This is a genomic window from Alicyclobacillus hesperidum subsp. aegles (assembly GCF_027923525.1).
Classification (GTDB): Bacteria; Bacillota; Bacilli; order Alicyclobacillales; family Alicyclobacillaceae; genus Alicyclobacillus; species Alicyclobacillus aegles.
The window spans coordinates 1-351 of record NZ_BSBJ01000069.1; the positions used below are offsets into that span (position 1 = coordinate 1).

Genomic DNA, 351 nt, shown 5'->3' on the forward strand with positions numbered 1-351 from the left:
GATATTACAGATGTGACACCTGTGGAACATGCCCGATACGAGCTCGGTGCACAAAAGGGTTGGGTAATCGACAAATCGGCGTAAGTCGCGAGCTCCAAAGATACAAACAAATGACAAGGGAACGTCTGTCAAGTGAGGAAGGCCGAGAACTCTCAGTCAGACGTATGGTGGAGGTTGAGAGCGTGTTTGGGCAACTAAAAGCCAATCGCGGGTTCCGCAGATTTCACCTGCGGGGCTTATTTAAGACGCACATTGAAGTGGGGCTCGTAAGTTTAGCCCACAATCTGATGAAGAAGGCGGCTTTATCCGCGTAGGAGGAGCTACCTTGCAAGCACAGAACGCAAAAAAAAA

General features: G+C 49.6%; 1 protein-coding gene. It reads left to right on the plus strand.

Annotated features, from left to right (window positions below):
- The coding region (locus QMF38_RS12355; RefSeq protein WP_281759621.1) for a transposase at nucleotides 1-314 on the plus strand (314 nt) is incomplete at its 5' end.
- Between the last annotated feature and the right edge of the window lie 37 nt (nucleotides 315-351).